This window comes from Mycolicibacterium mageritense (assembly GCF_010727475.1).
Taxonomy (GTDB): domain Bacteria; phylum Actinomycetota; class Actinomycetes; order Mycobacteriales; family Mycobacteriaceae; genus Mycobacterium; species Mycobacterium mageritense.
In genome coordinates this window covers 5,819,527-5,835,061 of the sequence record NZ_AP022567.1, presented here as the reverse complement: position 1 = coordinate 5,835,061, position 15,535 = coordinate 5,819,527, and the positions used below count along the sequence as shown (strand labels likewise).

The 15,535-nt window shown below is 67.6% G+C and carries 20 protein-coding genes; 9 read left to right on the top strand and 11 right to left on the bottom strand.

What is annotated here, in order from left to right:
* The first annotated feature begins 14 nt into the window (after positions 1-14).
* Both G6N67_RS28145 and G6N67_RS28140 read left to right on the top strand, forming a co-directional pair.
* The gene (locus tag G6N67_RS28145) at positions 15-695 is read left to right on the top strand and encodes an amino acid ABC transporter permease (protein ID WP_036437117.1); all 681 of its coding nucleotides are present in this window, start codon (positions 15-17) and stop codon (positions 693-695) included.
* Complete coding sequence (locus tag G6N67_RS28140; protein ID WP_036437114.1) at positions 692-1,579, top strand: amino acid ABC transporter permease; 888 nt, start codon at positions 692-694, stop codon at positions 1,577-1,579. The genes G6N67_RS28145 and G6N67_RS28140 overlap by 4 nt, the downstream gene beginning before the upstream one ends.
* A 30-nt stretch (positions 1,580-1,609) precedes the next feature.
* Here G6N67_RS28140 and recX read toward each other — a convergent pair whose 3' ends face one another.
* The 5 genes from recX to G6N67_RS28115 form a co-directional block, all read right to left on the bottom strand.
* Positions 1,610-2,167 carry a recombination regulator RecX gene (gene recX, locus G6N67_RS28135; protein WP_036437113.1) on the bottom strand — a complete coding sequence of 186 codons (558 nt, stop codon included), beginning with the start codon at positions 2,165-2,167 and terminating at the stop codon, positions 1,610-1,612.
* Positions 2,136-3,185 (bottom strand): recombinase RecA, encoded by a 1,050-nt coding sequence (gene recA / locus G6N67_RS28130; RefSeq protein ID WP_036437110.1) that lies wholly within the window; start codon positions 3,183-3,185, stop codon positions 2,136-2,138. The genes recX and recA overlap by 32 nt, the downstream gene beginning before the upstream one ends.
* Positions 3,186-3,385: 200 nt before the next feature.
* On the bottom strand, positions 3,386-3,589 hold the full coding sequence (locus G6N67_RS28125; RefSeq protein WP_036437106.1) for a hypothetical protein: 204 nt from the start codon (positions 3,587-3,589) through the stop codon (positions 3,386-3,388).
* A gap of 43 nt (positions 3,590-3,632) precedes the next feature.
* Positions 3,633-3,827 carry a DUF3046 domain-containing protein gene (locus tag G6N67_RS28120; RefSeq protein WP_036437105.1) on the bottom strand — a complete coding sequence of 65 codons (195 nt, stop codon included), beginning with the start codon at positions 3,825-3,827 and terminating at the stop codon, positions 3,633-3,635.
* 10 nt (positions 3,828-3,837) lie between these two features.
* Complete coding sequence (locus G6N67_RS28115) at positions 3,838-5,010, bottom strand: glycosyltransferase (protein WP_036438412.1); 1,173 nt, start codon at positions 5,008-5,010, stop codon at positions 3,838-3,840.
* Between the two features lie 41 nt (positions 5,011-5,051).
* Between G6N67_RS28115 and G6N67_RS28110 the strand changes: the two genes are divergently transcribed.
* Together G6N67_RS28110 and G6N67_RS28105 are read left to right on the top strand one after the other, a co-directional pair.
* Positions 5,052-5,486: a limonene-1,2-epoxide hydrolase family protein gene (locus tag G6N67_RS28110; RefSeq protein WP_036437103.1), complete on the top strand. Its 435-nt coding sequence runs from the start codon at positions 5,052-5,054 to the stop codon at positions 5,484-5,486.
* Positions 5,487-5,492: 6 nt separating this feature from the next.
* Positions 5,493-5,906, top strand: a complete 414-nt coding sequence (locus G6N67_RS28105) for a DUF5313 domain-containing protein (RefSeq protein WP_036437101.1) — start codon at positions 5,493-5,495, stop codon at positions 5,904-5,906.
* Between the two features lie 3 nt (positions 5,907-5,909).
* Here the strand turns inward: G6N67_RS28105 and pspM are convergent, their stop codons facing one another.
* The 5 genes from pspM to pgsA form a co-directional block, all read right to left on the bottom strand.
* Complete coding sequence (gene pspM / locus G6N67_RS28100; protein WP_036438410.1) at positions 5,910-6,740, bottom strand: phage shock envelope stress response protein PspM; 831 nt, start codon at positions 6,738-6,740, stop codon at positions 5,910-5,912.
* Between the two features lie 18 nt (positions 6,741-6,758).
* Positions 6,759-7,571: a phage shock protein PspA gene (gene pspA / locus G6N67_RS28095; RefSeq protein WP_036437099.1), complete on the bottom strand. Its 813-nt coding sequence runs from the start codon at positions 7,569-7,571 to the stop codon at positions 6,759-6,761.
* 166 nt (positions 7,572-7,737) lie between these two features.
* Entirely contained in the window at positions 7,738-8,058 is a 321-nt protein-coding gene (gene clgR / locus G6N67_RS28090) for a transcriptional regulator ClgR (protein WP_036437097.1), read from the bottom strand.
* A gap of 82 nt (positions 8,059-8,140) precedes the next feature.
* Positions 8,141-8,629 carry a CinA family protein gene (locus G6N67_RS28085; protein WP_036437095.1) on the bottom strand — a complete coding sequence of 163 codons (489 nt, stop codon included), beginning with the start codon at positions 8,627-8,629 and terminating at the stop codon, positions 8,141-8,143.
* Positions 8,607-9,212: a CDP-diacylglycerol--glycerol-3-phosphate 3-phosphatidyltransferase gene (gene pgsA / locus G6N67_RS28080; RefSeq protein ID WP_036437092.1), complete on the bottom strand. Its 606-nt coding sequence runs from the start codon at positions 9,210-9,212 to the stop codon at positions 8,607-8,609. The genes G6N67_RS28085 and pgsA overlap by 23 nt, the downstream gene beginning before the upstream one ends.
* A gap of 81 nt (positions 9,213-9,293) precedes the next feature.
* On the opposite strand from pgsA, the gene G6N67_RS28075 reads away from it, so the two are divergent.
* Positions 9,294-9,776: an amino-acid N-acetyltransferase gene (locus G6N67_RS28075; RefSeq protein ID WP_110798621.1), complete on the top strand. Its 483-nt coding sequence runs from the start codon at positions 9,294-9,296 to the stop codon at positions 9,774-9,776.
* Entirely contained in the window at positions 9,773-10,765 is a 993-nt protein-coding gene (locus tag G6N67_RS28070) for a hypothetical protein (RefSeq protein ID WP_036437088.1), read from the top strand. The genes G6N67_RS28075 and G6N67_RS28070 overlap by 4 nt, the downstream gene beginning before the upstream one ends.
* 7 nt (positions 10,766-10,772) lie before the next feature.
* Here the strand turns inward: G6N67_RS28070 and G6N67_RS28065 are convergent, their stop codons facing one another.
* Entirely contained in the window at positions 10,773-13,394 is a 2,622-nt protein-coding gene (locus G6N67_RS28065) for a DNA translocase FtsK (protein WP_230022211.1), read from the bottom strand.
* 127 nt (positions 13,395-13,521) lie between these two features.
* On the opposite strand from G6N67_RS28065, the gene G6N67_RS28060 reads away from it, so the two are divergent.
* The 3 genes from G6N67_RS28060 to G6N67_RS28050 are packed head-to-tail and all read left to right on the top strand — an operon-like array spanning position 13,522 to position 15,535.
* On the top strand, positions 13,522-13,836 hold the full coding sequence (locus G6N67_RS28060; protein WP_036437083.1) for a putative quinol monooxygenase: 315 nt from the start codon (positions 13,522-13,524) through the stop codon (positions 13,834-13,836).
* Entirely contained in the window at positions 13,836-14,663 is an 828-nt protein-coding gene (locus G6N67_RS28055) for a mycofactocin-coupled SDR family oxidoreductase (RefSeq protein ID WP_036437081.1), read from the top strand. The genes G6N67_RS28060 and G6N67_RS28055 overlap by 1 nt, the downstream gene beginning before the upstream one ends.
* A complete protein-coding gene (locus tag G6N67_RS28050) occupies positions 14,660-15,535 on the top strand; it encodes an SAM-dependent methyltransferase (RefSeq protein WP_036437079.1) in 876 nt (291 codons plus the stop codon). The genes G6N67_RS28055 and G6N67_RS28050 overlap by 4 nt, the downstream gene beginning before the upstream one ends.

Below are 15,535 nucleotides of genomic sequence, written 5' to 3'. Positions count from 1 at the left end.
GGTCGCCGGCCGACGTGGACCTGTTCAGCAAGTACCAGAGCCAGATCCTCGAGGCGTTCTGGACCACCATCCAGTTGACGGTGTATTCGGCTGTCGGGGCACTGATCCTGGGCACACTGTTGGCTGCGATGCGGCTGTCGCCGGTGCCGATGCTCAACTGGATCGGCACCCTCTACGTCAACGTGGTGCGCAACACGCCCTTGACGCTGATCATCCTGTTCTGCTCGTTCGGGCTGTCCCAGACGCTGGGCATCACGCTGGTCGATTCGACGTCGCTGACGTCGATCGAAGACAGCAATTTCCGGCTGGCCGTGCTCGGGTTCATCGTCTACACCGCCGCGTTCGTGTGCGAGACGGTGCGCTCGGGGGTCAACACCGTGCCACTGGGCCAGGCCGAGGCGGCGCGGTCGTTGGGTTTCACGTTCGGTCAGAACCTGCGAATGATTCTGCTGCCGCAGGCATTTCGCTCGGTGATCAATCCGCTCGGGTCGGTGCTGATCGCGTTGACGAAAAACACGACCATTGCGTCGGCGATCGGCGTCGCGGAGGCCGCATTGTTGATGAAGACGATGATCGAGAACGAGGCAGCACTGATCTACATCGGCGCCATCTTCATGGTCGGGTTCGTCATCCTGACGCTGCCGATGGGGTTGTTCTTCAGCTGGCTCGGCAAGCGGTTGGCGGTGGCCAGGTGACCGGGACATCGGTTCTGTTCGACGCCCCCGGCCCGCGCGCGCTGCTGCGCAACCGCGTCGTCACGGCCGTCACACTGGTCCTCACGGCGCTGGTGGTCTGGGTGGTGTACTCCAAGCTGGAGTCCAAGGGCCAGCTCACCGCCGCGAAGTGGGAACCGTTCCTGACGCCCAACCTGTGGAAGACCTACATCCTGCCCGGTATTCAGGGCACTCTGACGGCCGCGGCCGTGTCGATCGTGCTGGCGGTCGTGCTGGGGTTTCTGCTGGGGGTGGGGCGGTTGTCCACGCATCCCCTGATCCGGTTGCCCTCGGCGGTCGTGGTCGAGTTCTTCCGCGCGGTGCCGGTGCTGATCATGATGATCTTCGCCTACTTTCTGTACGCGCAGTACGACATGTTCCTGTCCAAGCACCTGGCGTTGGCGGGCGTCATCACAGGCCTGACGCTGTACAACGGCGCCGTCATCGCCGAGATCGTCCGGGCCGGCGTCAACGCGCTGCCCCGCGGACAGTCGGAGGCCGCGTCCTCGCTCGGCCTGCGCTGGGGCCAGACCATGCGGCTGATCCTGCTTCCCCAGGCCGTCACGTCGATGCTGCCGGTGCTGATCTCACAGATGGTGGTCGTCCTGAAGGACACCGCGATCGGGTACCAGATCACCTTCCTGGAGATGGTGCGCCAAGGCACCCAGGTCGGCTCTGCCTACGGCAACTACATCCCCGCGCTGATCGTGATCGCCATCTTGATGATCAGTGTCAACTTCGCGCTGTCCCGATTCGCCATCTGGCTGGAAGGACGCATGCGCCGGGCCAGGCGCGGCCCCGAGCCCATGCACATCCAGCCGATCACCCAGGGATCGTTCGGCGCGGGTGCCGGCGGCTCGATCTGACGCCACCGGACGGGGACCGGCCGCCCGGTCTCAGACTCGGCGGCGCTCCCGTTCGCTGGCCAACTCGACACTGACGACGTCGAAGGCCATCGACTGGCTGTAGCCGCGGCGGGCGAGCATGCCGACCAGCCTGCGCCTCACCTTGAGGTCGTCGTCGTCGGCGAGGCGTTCACGGCGCAGCTTGTCGCGGACCAACTGCTCGGCACGCTGCCGTTCGGCAGCCGGATCCAGGTCGGCGAGCGCCGCATCGATCACGTCGTTGTCGACGCCCTTCTTGCGCAACTCGACGGCCAAGGCGCGCTTGCCCTTTCCCGCGTTGGCGTGACGGCTGCGCACCCACTGTTCGGCGAAGTCCTCATCGTCGATGAGCCCGACCTGCGCCAGCCGATCGAGCACTGTCGCGCCGACGTCGTCGGGATAGCCGCGCTTGGCCAGCTGGCCCTCCAGCTCGGCCCTGGTCCGTGCCCGCACGGTGAGCAGGCGCAGGCACACGTCGCGTGCCTGTTCCTCGCGTTTACGAGGATCCTGCGCCTGCTCCCCGCGCTGGTCAGCCGGCTCAGAAGTCAACTGGGGCCGGGAGTGCTTCATCAGCCGCGGCGGTCACGTCGGCACCGATGCCGAGCTTCTCCTTGATCTTCTTCTCGATCTCGTTGGCCACATCGACGTTCTCCAGCAGGAACTTACGGGCGTTCTCCTTGCCCTGACCCAGCTGCTCACCTTCGTAGGTGAACCAGGATCCGGACTTGCGGATGAAGCCGTGCTCGACACCCATGTCGATGAGCGACCCCTCACGGCTGATGCCCTGGCCGTAGAGGATGTCGAACTCGGCCTGCTTGAACGGCGGCGAAACCTTGTTCTTGACGACCTTGACCCGGGTGCGGTTACCGACCGCGTCGGTACCGTCCTTGAGGGTCTCGATGCGGCGGACATCCAGGCGGACCGAGGCGTAGAACTTCAAAGCCTTACCACCCGTGGTGGTTTCGGGTGAGCCGAACATCACACCGATCTTCTCGCGGAGCTGGTTGATGAAGATCGCGGTGGTGCCCGAGTTGTTCAGCGCACCGGTCATCTTCCGCAGCGCCTGGCTCATCAGACGGGCCTGCAGACCCACGTGGCTGTCACCCATCTCACCCTCGATCTCGGCGCGCGGCACCAGAGCGGCCACCGAGTCGATCACCAGGATGTCGAGGGCACCCGAGCGCACCAGCATGTCGGCGATCTCCAGCGCCTGCTCACCGGTGTCCGGCTGGCTCACCAGCAGGGAATCGGTGTCCACGCCGAGCTTCTTGGCGTATTCGGGATCCAGCGCGTGCTCGGCGTCGATGAATGCCGCGATGCCGCCGGCGGCCTGGGCGTTGGCCACCGCGTGCAGCGCGACGGTGGTCTTACCCGAGGATTCCGGGCCGTAGATCTCGACGACACGACCGCGGGGCAGACCGCCGATGCCGAGTGCGACGTCGAGCGAGATGGATCCGGTGGGAATGACCGAGATCGGCTGACGCACTTCCTCGCCGAGGCGCATCACCGAGCCTTTGCCGAAGTTCTTGTCGATCTGGGCCATCGCCAGCTCGAGGGCTTTTTCGCGATCGGGGGCCTGGGGCGCCATGAGTGTCTCCGTCCTCGTGATGTTCGGTGATCGGTTTTCGATCAGTTGGCCGTGACGCTAGAGGCAGCCACCGACAAGTCGCCTTGACCAGCATCTAGCCGTCGAACATTGCCCAGCCTAGACGAACACCTGTTCGATTCAAGGAGACACGCCGCAGACGGCGCGGGTGATGGGGAAATACCCGGTGAGAGCTGCCGCGCTCACTTACGCCAATGCGGGAAGTCGTCCAGATCCCGCAGCGTCATGACGAACCCGAACGCCCCGACGCCGATCGCCACGAAGTACCCGACAGCCGCGTGCCAGCCACCCAAGGTCGAGGCGACCAGCCAGCACAGCAGAACAGCGCCGATGACCAGCAGCACACCGTAGAACGGTGTCCGTTGCGGGTGCTCACCCAGGCGCATAACTCCGGTATACCCCTAGAAGCGATCCACTAAAAGATGCGCGTCACCATTGATCGCGCGGGACATCGAAGTCCGCGCACAACGCCCGCCACACGTCGCGCGGATCGACGCCGTCCTCGATGGCCTGGGCGCCGGTCCGGCCGCCGAGAGCGGTCAGCACGTGGTCGACGAGCAGCGAGCGTCCCCGCATCGCGCCGAACTGACCGTCCAGGAGTTCGTGGAATTCCGTCAACCGCACGCCCACCAACCTACCCAGCCAGGGTGAGCGCGTCGTGGCACACCTGTACCGGATCCGCGACCTCCGCGGCCGACGCTCCGGCGCGCCGCGCGGCCTCGCGGTAGCCCGGCGAACCGAGCACCGTGCCGACGGCGGCGGCCAACGAATCCGCGGTCAGGGGCCGTACCAACCGCGCACTGCCCTGGCGTACAACACGATTGGCGATCTCCCACTGGTCTCCCCCGCCGGGCACGACGACCATGGGCACACCGGCGAGCAGCGCCTTGGCCACCATTCCGTGGCCGCCGCCACAGATCGCCAGATCGGCATGCGCGAGCAGTTCGTCCTGGCGCCCGAGGCCCACGGTCGCCCAGGGCGGCACGTCGAGGTCGGCTCCACCGAGCCGCGAGACGACCACGCGTGTCCCCTCGGGCAGCGTGTCGCCCGGACGCAACGTGTCGAGCACCAATTCGGCCATGCCCTGTGTCCCGGTGGTGGCCGTGGACGGAGCCACCATCACGACCGGCCCGGTTCCGGGCGGAATCGCCAGCGTCGCCGCGGTCGGCTCGAAATGCAGCGGTCCCACCAAGACGGCCTCGGCCGGCCAGTCCGGGCGCGGCACCTCCAGTGCGGGCAGCGTCGCGATCAACCGGCGCACCGGTCCCGGGTCGGCCGCGGGCAGCCCGATCGACACCCGCGCCGCGCCACGTTGGCGCAGGCCCTCCTGCCACGACCGCGCGGTCAGCGCCCGCATCACGGTGTCGCGCAGCCGGCCTCGGAGCCCGACTCCCGGTGCCAGTCCGCTGCCGATCGGCGGCAACCCCTTGGACGGCAGGTAGAGCGGGTGCGGGTCGAGTTCGATCCAGGGCAGCCCGAGCAGCTCGGCGGCCAACCCGCCGCACGCCGTGATGACGTCGGAAACCACCAGGTCAAGACCCAATTCGGCGAACCGCGGGGTATTGAGGACGGCCATGCGCGCCGCGCGCCGGTGAATCTTCTCCCCGGCGTCGGCGTCGTCATCGTCGTCGGTGGGATCCAGCCCCGCCAGTTCTTCTGCGTCGATCCCCGCGTCCCGCGCGGTGTCGAGCCATTCGACCCCGGTGAACAGGGTCGGGGCATCACCTGCCGCGAGGAGTTTCAGGCACAGCGCGATGGCCGGGAAAGCATGTCCGGGATCGGGGCCTGCGACCACAGCTACGCGCACCGGCTTACCCTGCCACACCTGTTGCGCATTAGGCTTCGGGCATGGCTGACCAAATATCGGCGGCGGTGCAGAGCCCGACCGGCACGGTCGAGAGCTTCCTCGGCGCACTGCAGGACCAGGATTTCCAGATCGCCGAGAACTCGCTGGCACAGAGCCTCGTGTACCAGAACGTCGGGCTGCCGACCATCTACGGCCGCAATCGCGCGATGAAGCTGTTCCGGTCGATGGAGGGCCGGATGGGCTTCGAGGTGAAGATTCACCGGATCGCCGCCGACGGCGCCTCGGTGCTGACGGAACGGACCGACGCGCTGACCGTTGGCCCGTTGCGGCTGCAGTTCTGGGTGTGCGGGGTGTTCGAGGTGCACGACGGCCGAATCACCCTGTGGCGGGACTACTTCGACTTCTTCGACATGTTCAAGGCGACCGTGCGGGGCCTGGTCGGCGTCGTGGTCCCGTCCGTCCGAGCGAAGCTGTAGAGCCCGATGGCCACCACCGGACGCAGCAAACCCAACCCGTTCCAGCTGGTCGGCTACTGCCTGGGCCGACGGCTGCCGGATTCGATGCTCGACTGGGTCCGCGAGGATCTGACCGGCAAGGGCGCCACCCGCCGCATGATGCTGCGGGTTCTGGTGCCTGCCGTGCTGATCCTGGCGCCGTTCCTGTTCGTCCCCACGTCATGGGACGTGCGGCTGAGCATGACGATCCCGATCCTCATCCCGTTCATCTACTTCTCGCATGCGCTGAACAAGATCTGGCGCAAGCACATGCTGCGAGTGCACGGTCTGGATCCGAACCTGGTGGACAAGCTCAAGCGCGAGAAGGACGCCCACATCCACCAGGCCTACATCGAGAAGTACGGCCCCCGATCGGGGCCGCCCAGCAGCAGCGCGGTGTGAGCCTCAGGCCCGGCGCAGCCGGCCGAGCTCGTCGAACGCCTGGGCCCAGCCGATCAGCCGGTCGGTGGCGTCCGTGAGCTCGTTGCGGTAGCGCTGCTGCGCGAGCGGCGCGGTGGACATCGGACCGCTGTTCGCGGCGGATACGAGCTGCGCTGCGGCAGTGACCATTTCGTTGTACTGCCGCACACCCTGGCCCAGCTGCGCGGTGAAGGCGTTGATGGTCGGCACCAGATGCGGCCGCGACTGCGGGGCATTGGCGATCGCCCGCTCCATCGACACCACCTCGTTGGCGGTCGCCGCCATGGTGCGCGCGGTCTGGTTGGCCACCGCGGTCAACTCCCGCAACTGGTCGGGCGGCAGTATCTGTCCCCGCTCCATCACGCCGAGCAGGGAGAACATGCCCCGCTCGGAGGCCAGCAGGGCCGACATGGGCTGGCGGGCCGCCGAGCTCCACGGCGGCAACCGGCGTCCCGACACGGGGCGTTCGGCGGGCAGCGGCGCGGCCCGCAGCCAGCGGTAGCGCAGCCACAGCAGCGTGGCCGGGAACGCCGCCCCCGCCGCGATCGCCCCGGTGATGATCAGCACCCAGACCGGGATGCTCCATGACGCCAAGACCGCTGTCACCACGACCCAGAAGCCCGTCGCGAGGGTGAAGAACAGCCCCAGCCGCAGTGCCCACCGCCGCTTGCGCAACAGCTTGGCGCGCGGATCGGCGGCGGCGCTGAGCTTTTCGGAGAGCGCACCCGAGAGGTCGGCTGCGGTGTCTATCCCCCGCTGCACGCCACGCTGCAGCAGCGACTGCCAGGCTTCGCCTCGACCGGTCTTGGTAGCCATGTTCACACTTCCGAAACGCTATTGGCCGAGGGGGTTTTCTGGGGTGGCCTGGGTGGGGTTGGCGGCAGGGGTCGCAGGCGTCGCGGTGCCGCCGCCGCTGGGCAGCGCATCCCCACGCATCGAGGCGCGGATCTGCTCAAGCCGCGAGTGACCGGCCATCTGAACACTGGCCTGCTGGATCTCCATCATGCGGCCCTGCACCGAGTTCTGGGCCAGCTCGGCCTGCCCGATCGCGTTGGCGTAGCGCCGCTCGATCTTGTCGCGAACCTCGTCGAGGCTCGGGGTGTTGCCGGGCGCGGCGACCTCGCTCATCGACTGCAGCGATGCGCTGACCTGCTCCTGCATCTTGGCCTGCTCGAGCTGCGACAGCAGTTTGGTGCGCTCGGCGATCTTCTGCTGCAGCATCATCGCGTTCTGCTCGACGGCCTTCTTGGCCTGCCCGGCGGCCTGCAGCGCCTGGTCGTGCAGACCCTTGAGATCCTCGACGCTCTGCTCGGCGGTCACCAGCTGCGCGGCGAACGCTTCGGCGGCGTTGTTGTATTCGGTGGCCTTCGCGGCGTCGCCCGCTGCCGTGGCCTGGTCGGCGAGGGTGAGCGCCTGCCGCACGTTGACCTGCAGCTTCTCGATGTCGGCGAGCTGACGGTTCAACCGCATCTCCAGCTGCCGCTGGTTACCGATCACCTGGGCGGCCTGCTGGGTCAGGGCCTGATGCTGGCGCTGCGCGTCTTCGATGGCTTGCTGAATCTGCACCTTCGGGTCGGCGTACTCGTCCACCTTGGAGCTGAACAGCGCCATGAGGTACTTCCACGCCTTGACGAACGGATTGGCCATGAGTTCGTTCCGCCTTGTCGGTTCGGGCCTTAGTGTCTTCGGGCCGTCTATTCGGGTTATCTCAACTGCTCTTGTGCCAACTTATCGGTTGTGGGCAGGCGACCACAGCACCCAAGGGGTGTCACCGGGGTTTCTGCCCGGTCCGGGCCCGATCAGGCAACACCGCTCAGGCGACGGCCATCGAGACGACTTGCGGAATGACCACCTTGGTCGCGGCATCGATGTGCGCGACGTTGACGTCGGCCGCGGCCTCGCGACGCGCCATGCTCTCGCCGGCGTCGCTGAGCACGCGCGACAGCGGGACGTCGAGGGCGTCGCAGATCGCGTTGAGCAGTTCGCTCGACGCCTCCTTGCGGCCCCGCTCCACTTCGGACAGGTACCCGAGACTCACCCTGGCCGAATCGGAAACCTCACGCAGGGTCCGGCCCTGGTCCGTACGGGCGTTGCGCAGCACGTCGCCGATCACCTCGCGCAGCAATGCCGTCATGGTGCCCTCCTTCGGTGTGGCTCATCGCGGGTCGCTATCTGCCAAACGCGGCAATCCTCCGTGAGGTTCCCGCCGGCGCCAATTACTGCTGCTCGACGAGCAGCCGCAGACGTGCGATCGCCTCGTTCACCGCTGCGACGCGGATCTCCCAGCGTGAACCGGACAGCGCCAACTCGACCACTTCGGTGTCCACGGGGCCGGCCAGGCCCAGAAACACCGTGCCCACGGGGTGGCCGCCGTGCGGTTCGGGCCCCGCCACGCCCGTCAAGCTCACGCCCCACGTCGCCGCGCACCGCTGCCGGGCGCCCACGGCGAGCGCACGGGCGGTCGGTGCGGCGACCGGGCCGACCGCGTCGAGCACCTGAGGTGCGACTCCGGCGAGCCAGATCTTGGTGTCCTCGGTGTAGGTGATCAGGCCGCCGTGCAGCACGGCGCTGGCACCCGGCACGCCCGCCAGGGTGGCGGCGAGCAGGCCCGCGGTCAACGATTCGGCGGTGGCCACACTCTGGCCGTGCACGGTCAGGTCGGCCACGAGCGCCCGGGCGTCGTCAGTGATGAGCGGGTCGTCCACGCGAGTCCCTGATCGCCGAGATGACGTAGTCGGCACCGGTGAGCACGGTGAGCACCACGGCGGCCCACATGATCACCCACGCCACCGTGAGCCAGATTGCCGGCCAGGCGTGCAGCGGCAGCACGAACAGCCCGATCGCGACCGCCTGGACGAGGGTCTTGAGCTTGCCGCCGCGACTGGCGGGGATGACACCGTGACGCAGCACCGCCAGACGCAGCAACGTGATGCCGAGCTCACGGACCAGGATCACCACCGTGATCCACCACGGCAGATCTCCCAGCATCGACAACCCGATCAGCGCCGAGCCGATCAGCGCCTTGTCGGCGATCGGGTCGGCCAACGTGCCGAACTCGGTCACCATGCCGTAGCTGCGCGCCAACGCACCGTCGAACCGGTCGGTGATCACCGCGACCGCGAACACCGCGAAAGCAGATACCCGCCAGACGATTTCATGGCCGTCGCCGACGAACAGAAACGCCAGGAACACCGGCACCAAGATGAAGCGCACCCCGGTGAGCACATTGGCGAGGTTCGCCACCCGGGCGCGCGGCACCACCGGATCGGTAGAAGGCTGCCCCGGCACCGCAACAGAATATAGGTTGGGCAAACCGATACTCTTCCACGTGTGACAGCAGCGAGCGTCCCGGCGCCTGCGCGGCCCGTGGTGCGCCGCGCACGTACCTCCGATGTACCGGCCATCAAGAGCCTCGTCGACATCTATGCGGGCAAGATCCTGCTCGAGAAAAACCTGGTGACGCTGTACGAGGCGGTCCAGGAATTCTGGGTGGTCGAACTCGACGGCGAACTGGTCGGCTGCGGTGCGTTGCACGTGCTCTGGGCCGATCTCGGCGAAGTCCGCACGGTCGCGGTCCATCCGAAGGTGCGCGGCACCGGCGTCGGGCACATCCTGGTCGAGCAGTTGCTCAACGTCGCCCGCGAACTGCATCTGCAACGCATCTTCGTGTTGACCTTCGAGGTGGAATTCTTCAGCGGGCACGGTTTCGAGGAGATCGACGGCACGCCGGTGACGGCCGAGGTGTACGAGGAGATGTGCCGGTCCTACGACACCGGTGTCGCCGAATTCCTCGACCTGTCCTACGTCAAACCCAACACGCTCGGCAACACCCGAATGCTGTTGACGCTGTGAAGCGAGCGCTGCTCGGCGCGGTCCTCACCGCAGCCGCGTTGTGCACCGCCTCGTGCGACAACCGGCGGGAAGCAGAATCCGTCGACCGGCAGATCGGAGGCCTGCCCGGAGTTTCCAGCACCGCCCTGAGCTACACCTCGAACATCAGCAGCGGCGAGTCTTTCAGACTCACCGTCAATCTGATGCCGGACGTCACCGAGTCACAAGTGGTGCAGATCGGCCGGACGTTCATCGATCAGAGCCGACGGGCGGATCTCGATGACGATAGCGCACAGTTGTCGCTGGTGTTCTCCAGTCCCGATCCGCCGCCGAAGTACCCCGGAACCGAAGAGTATTCGACCGCCTCTTTTGCATTCGGCAAGAGGTCGGTGCGGTTCGATCCCACGGCCGAACAGGTCGGCGACAGCGCGGCGGTCTGGCTGCGCGCCGCACGCTCGGGCGTGGCCCGGCTCGTGGATCTGACGCAGCCGCTGTGGGGCGAAGCCGGAGACAGCCGCCAGATCACCGTCACGCTCGACCCGTGGACTCCGGCGGCCAGGGCGGTCGGGCTGCAGCGCAGCGATCCCGGGCTGGCCCGAGCGACGTGGGAGATCCATCTCGCGGTGGGCGATGTCGGCCGATCCCACGATTACGCGTCGACGCCGAATCCGCCGAGCGACGCCGACCGTGCCCTGTGGTCGGACATCAGCGCCGTCGTGGGTCGGTACGACGAGGCAAACGCCTTCACGGCACCACTCACCGACGGGCGGCAGGCGCTGACCGAGGTCGAGATCGAGGTGCCCGAGAGCGCCGACTCGGACGAGAGTGTCGCGCGCATCGCGACCGGTGTCCCGCCATTGTTGCCGCGGTTCGGCCATCCCACGCAGCTGTCGCTGCGCACCCCTGACGGCCCGGTGGAGTTGATCGTGGGCGGCTGCTTCCGGCACCGAGACGATCATCACCGCTTGCCGCTCGAGCTCTCGCTGTCCGAGCAGTACGAAAAGTGTTGAGCCGCTACTAGAACTCCTCCGGATCGTCCTCGGTGTCGGCACCGTTGGCGTCCGCCCCGCCCCGGATCAGCGCGAGCGTGCCTGCCAGCTCGTCGGGTTTGACGAGCACCTCGCGGGCCTTGGACCCCTCGGACGGCCCGACGATGTTGCGGGTCTCCATCAGGTCCATGAGCCGACCGGCTTTCGCGAAGCCGACCCGCAGCTTGCGTTGCAGCATCGAGGTCGAGCCGAACTGTGACGACACCACCAGTTCGACCGCCTGCAGGAACACATCCAGATCGTCGCCGATGTCGGGGTCGACGTCCTTGCGCTCGCCGGCCTTGACCGCGGTGACGCCTTCGACGAACTCGGGCTCGGCCTGGGCCTTGGTGGCCTCGACGACTGCGTGGATCTCCTCGTCGGTGATGAACGCGCCCTGCATACGCAGCGGCTTGTTGGCGCCCATCGGCAGGAACAGGCCGTCGCCCATGCCGATGAGCTTCTCGGCTCCCGGCTGATCCAGGATGACGCGCGAGTCGGTCAACGACGACGTCGCGAACGCGAGCCGCGACGGCACGTTGGTCTTGATCAGACCGGTCACGACGTCCACCGACGGCCGCTGTGTGGCCAGCACCAGGTGAATGCCTGCGGCGCGGGCCTTCTGGGTGATGCGCACGATCGCGTCTTCGACGTCTCGCGGCGCGGTCATCATCAGGTCGGCGAGCTCGTCGACGATCGCGAGGATGTAGGGGTACGGCTTGTAGACGCGTTCGCTGCCGAGCGGTGCCGTGATCTCGCCTGAGCGCACCTTCTCGTTGAACACGTCGATGTGGCGCACCCGGGACGCCTTCATGTCCTGGTAGCGCTGTTCCATCTCCTCGACCAGCCAGGCCAGGGCCGCGGCGGCCTTCTTGGGCTCGGTGATGATCGGTGTGATCAGGTGCGGAATGCCTTCGTAGGGCGTGAGTTCCACCATCTTGGGGTCGATCAGGATCATCCTGACCTCTTCGGGCGTGGCCCGGGCCAGCAACGAGACCAGCATCGAGTTGACGAAGCTGGACTTGCCGGAGCCGGTGGAACCGGCCACGAGCAGGTGCGGCATCTTGGCGAGGTTGGCCGACACGAAGTCGCCCTCGATGTCCTTGCCCAGGCCGATCACGAGCGGGTGGTGGTCCCGCCGTGTCGTCGGCGCCGTGAGCACGTCGGACAGCCGCACCATCTCGCGGTCGGTGTTGGGCACCTCGATGCCCACGGCGGACTTTCCGGGGATCGGGGCCAGCATGCGGACGCTCTCGGTCGCCACCGCGTAGGCGATATTGCGGTGCAGCGCAGTGATTTTCTCGACCTTGACGCCAGGGCCGAGCTCGACCTCGTAGCGCGTGACGGTCGGGCCGCGCGTGCAGCCGGTGACCGCGGCATCGACCTTGAACTGTTCCAGCACCGATGTGATGGCGTCGGTCATCTGGTCGTTGGCCGCCGTGCGGAGCTTCGGCGGGTCACCGGCGATCAGCAGGTCCAGCGACGGCAGCGTGTAGGGGCCCTCGACCACCCGGTCGATCACCAGGGTGTCGTCGGGCTTCTTCGGCTTGGGTTCCGGGGCCTTCTTGCGACGCGGTTTGACGGCGGGCTCGGGAACCGTTGGCGCCTCGGCAGTTTCGTCGAGCGGGTAGTTGTCCATCGGCGTGCCCGCGGGCTTGGGCGCCTCGATCGCGGCCGTGGGCCAGGTCTTGGCTTGGTCCTCCGCATAGGACGACGCGTCGTCGTAGTAGCCGTCCGAGAAGTCGTCGGACTCGTGGCCGTCGACGTCGTCATACTCGTAGTCATCGTCGTCGTCGCGGAACGCGCCCGTGCTGAACATCGACCGCAGCGTCGACGGCACCTCGCGGATGGTGGTCCCGGTGACCAGCAACAGGCCGAACAGCACACCCATGAACAGCAGCGGTGCCGCGATCCACGCCGTCAGCCCGTCAGCCAGTGGCCCACCGATCGCGAAGCCGACGAATCCGGCGGCGTGTTGGCGCGCGGTCGGATCGGCAGGCGATCCCGACCACAGATGCCACAGCCCCAGAGCGGGCAGCACGATCATCACCGAGCCGAGGATCATCCGCGGACGCGACTCGGGATCGGGCCCGGTACGCATCAGCACCACGGCGACGACCGCCAGCACGATGGGCACCAGCACGACCGGACCGCCGATGACGGTCCGGATGGCGGTGTCGATCCACTGCCCTACCGGCCGGGCCGCGTCGAACCACGAGCTTGCCGCGACGACGACCGCGAGGCCGAGTAGCGCCAGGGCCAGGCCGTCGCGACGATGTCCCGGTTCGATGTCGCGGGCGCGCCCGACGGAACGCGCGGTCGAACCCGCTCCCTTCGCCAGCATCAACCACCCGGCACGGGCGCCCTGGCCGAGTTTCTGCCCGGCGACGGCCACCGGAGAGCCCTGCGACCGACGGGCAGGCTTGCGACGTGGCGCCGCGGGGCGAGCCGGCGGCTGACGCCGAGATCCGCCCCGCGAGCTGGTCTTTGACCTGCTCGGACGGGCTCCGGATCGGGCGGCGGTCTTGTTGGCCATGCCCGCAAGCCTAGTCGCAAACACCTCACTTTCAACATCTGCCACACCTGTCACAAACAGGTTTCGATTGGCCATCGATTCGCCGTCAATCCGCTGCTTAGGGCGGGTCGCCGGGACAACGGCGGAGACACCTCGGCTGAGTAGGGTGGACACGCGTCCAATTCCGGTCGCAACGTTCCGCTCAGTGAGGAGTCCACCGCCCATGCCGGTTGTCGTCGTCGCCACCATGAAGGCCAAGCCCGAGTCCGTCGACGCGGTGCGTGCCGCGTGCACGCAAGCCATCGAGGCCGTGCACAACGAGCCCGGCTGCGAGCTGTACTCGCTGCACGAGGCCGACGGCACGTTCGTGTTCGTCGAGCAATGGGCCGACGCCGAGGCGCTCAAAGCGCACAGCACCGCACCTGCCGTCGGCACCCTGTTCGGCACGGTCGGTGAGCTGCTCGACGGCGCACCCGACATCAAGATGCTGCAGCCCGTCGTCGCGGGCGACCCCGCCAAGGGCCAGTTGCGGCCCTGATGAGCGCCGACGGACCCCTGGCCGGGAAGGTCGCGTTCATCACCGGCGCGGCCCGCGGCCAGGGGCGGGCCGAGGCCGTGCGGCTCGCGGCCGACGGAGCCGACATCATCGCCGTCGACCTGTGTGACCAGATCGCGTCGGTCCCCTACCCCATGGCCACACCCGATGATCTGGCGGCCACGGTCAAGCTGGTCGAGGACACGGGCGCCCGCATCGTGGCGCAGCAGGCCGACGTGCGCGACGAGGCGGCGCTAGGCACGGCGTTGAACGCCGGAGTGGCCGAACTCGGCCGCCTCGACATCGTGGTGGCCAATGCCGGCATCGCACCGATGCTCTCGGGTGCCGACGGCTGGCGCGATGTCGTCGACGTCAACCTGACCGGCGTGCACCACACCGTCGAGGTCGCGATGCCGACCATGGTCGAGCAGGGCGAGGGCGGGTCGATCGTGTTGATCAGCTCGGCGGCAGGGCTGATCGGCATCGGCGGTGGCGACCGCGGGTCGCTCGGCTACACCGCGGCCAAGCACGGAGTGGTCGGGTTGATGCGCGCCTACGCCAACCATCTGGCGCCGCACAGCATCCGCGTGAACTCGATCCATCCGACGGGCGTCGACACCCCGATGATCAACAACGAGTTCATCCGCGGCTGGCTCGAACGGGTCGCCGAGGAATCCGATGCGCCGGTCGACATGGGCAATGCGCTGCCCGTCCAGGTGCTGCAGGTCGAGGACATCGCCAACGCCGTCGCGTGGCTGGTGTCCGACCAGGCGCGCTACGTCACCGGGGTGACGCTGCCGGTCGACGCCGGATTCGTGAACAAACGATGAAACAGCGGAACCCGGCCGCCCAGACGGCATTCGGCCCGATGGTCCTCGCCGCTGTGGAGCAACACGAGCCGCCCGCACACCGGCTGGTCGACGACGATCTGGCGCAGGCGTTCCTGCCGGCCGGGCTGCGGGCGGTGACAGCGGCCACCCGATGGGCCGCCGTGCGCCGGTTGATGGTCGACGCGACCGAACGGTCCGGCCCCGGCCTGTGGGCGAATCTAGCCTGCCGCAAGCGATTCATCGACGAGCGGCTCGATGCCGCCCTGCCCGGCATCGACGCCGTGGTGATTCTCGGCGCGGGCCTGGACACGCGAGGTTACCGGCTGGCCCGTCGCAGCGAAATCCCGGTGTACGAGGTGGATCTGCCGGTCAACATCGAACGCAAGCGCGCCGTGGTGCGCCGGGCCTTGGGCCGGCAACCCGCGTCAGTGCACCTGGTGCCGGTGGACTTCGAAAGCGACGATGTCGCAGCCGAACTCGCGAAGAGTGGGCACCGGGCCGACGCGCGGACGTTCTATGTCTGGGAAGGCGTGACCCAGTACCTGACCGCCGAGGCCGTCGGGTCGACGTTCGCGATGCTGTCCCGTGCGGCCACGGGCAGCCGCTTGGTGTTCACCTATGTCCGAAGCGATTTCATCGACGGAACCAACCGCTACGGCGCCGAGTCGCTGTACCGCAAGTTCCGCGTGCGCAGCCAGATCTGGAAGTTCGGGCTCGAGCCCGGCGAGGTCGATGGGTACGTCGGCCGGTTCGGTTGGCATCTGCTCGAGCAGGCCGGCCCCGAGTTCTTCACCGAGCGATACATCACTCCGGCCGGCCGCAATCTGACCGCCTCACAGATCGAGTGGACGGCGTACGCGGAGCGACGGTAG

What these genes read in the sequence shown, in the direction of transcription:
- recX (WP_036437113.1), bottom strand. Translation starts at nt 2,167, where the DNA reads ATGAAGCACTCCCGGCCCCAGTTGACTTCTGAGCCGGCTGACCAGCGC.
- recA (WP_036437110.1), bottom strand. Translation starts at nt 3,185, where the DNA reads ATGGCGCCCCAGGCCCCCGATCGCGAAAAAGCCCTCGAGCTGGCGATG.
- G6N67_RS28125 (WP_036437106.1), bottom strand. Translation starts at nt 3,589, where the DNA reads ATGCGCCTGGGTGAGCACCCGCAACGGACACCGTTCTACGGTGTGCTG.
- G6N67_RS28110 (WP_036437103.1), top strand. Translation starts at nt 5,052, where the DNA reads ATGGCTGACCAAATATCGGCGGCGGTGCAGAGCCCGACCGGCACGGTC.
- G6N67_RS28105 (WP_036437101.1), top strand. Translation starts at nt 5,493, where the DNA reads ATGGCCACCACCGGACGCAGCAAACCCAACCCGTTCCAGCTGGTCGGC.
- pspM (WP_036438410.1), bottom strand. Translation starts at nt 6,740, where the DNA reads ATGGCTACCAAGACCGGTCGAGGCGAAGCCTGGCAGTCGCTGCTGCAG.
- pspA (WP_036437099.1), bottom strand. Translation starts at nt 7,571, where the DNA reads ATGGCCAATCCGTTCGTCAAGGCGTGGAAGTACCTCATGGCGCTGTTC.
- clgR (WP_036437097.1), bottom strand. Translation starts at nt 8,058, where the DNA reads ATGACGGCATTGCTGCGCGAGGTGATCGGCGACGTGCTGCGCAACGCC.
- G6N67_RS28065 (WP_230022211.1), bottom strand. Translation starts at nt 13,394, where the DNA reads ATGGCCAATCGAAACCTGTTTGTGACAGGTGTGGCAGATGTTGAAAGT.
- G6N67_RS28060 (WP_036437083.1), top strand. Translation starts at nt 13,522, where the DNA reads ATGCCGGTTGTCGTCGTCGCCACCATGAAGGCCAAGCCCGAGTCCGTC.
- G6N67_RS28055 (WP_036437081.1), top strand. Translation starts at nt 13,836, where the DNA reads ATGAGCGCCGACGGACCCCTGGCCGGGAAGGTCGCGTTCATCACCGGC.
- G6N67_RS28050 (WP_036437079.1), top strand. Translation starts at nt 14,660, where the DNA reads ATGAAACAGCGGAACCCGGCCGCCCAGACGGCATTCGGCCCGATGGTC.